Raw genomic sequence first — 527 nt, 5'->3', positions numbered from 1 at the left:
GTTCCTAATTTGAGATTTCCTGGATTTGAGGAGGAATGGGAAACTAAGAAGTTGGGGGAAGTCGCAACAAATAAATCTGAAAAATATAATCCAGCAAATGAGACTGATTCTATTAAATGTATAGAAATGGAACATTTAACTACAGATACAGGACAATTACTTGGCTATATTGATGGAAGTACATCAGGAAGTATAAAAAATGTTTTCAATGAAGGAGATGTACTGTTTGGAAAGTTAAGACCTTACTTGAAAAAATATCTTCAAGCTCCTTTTGATGGTGTATGTTCATCTGAAATTTGGGTGTTAAAAGGAAAGAATATTTCAAATGATTTTTTATATAGAATAGTCCAAACTAAATTATTTATTGATTTAGCAAATCAATCAAGTGGCTCCAAAATGCCAAGAGCAGATTGGAATGTTGTTGAAAGTGGATTTTTTGGTATCCCAACTCCACTAGAACAAAAGAAAATTTCTTCCTTTTTAGCTTTACTTGACGAAAGAATTCAAACCCAAAACAAAATAATTGA

Annotated in this window: 1 protein-coding gene; it reads left to right on the top strand. The window is 31.3% G+C overall.

All coding sequences use genetic code 11. The features are described from left to right. Window positions 1-527, top strand: a 527-nt coding sequence (locus tag ACFSAH_RS14065; RefSeq protein WP_379663376.1) for a restriction endonuclease subunit S, incomplete at both ends; no start/stop codon positions are given.

This window comes from Pseudopedobacter beijingensis (genome assembly GCF_042678145.1).
Lineage (GTDB): Bacteria > Bacteroidota > Bacteroidia > Sphingobacteriales > Sphingobacteriaceae > Pseudopedobacter > Pseudopedobacter beijingensis.
The sequence above is the reverse complement of the archived record's forward strand: the minus strand, read 5'-3'. Positions and strand labels throughout refer to the sequence as shown.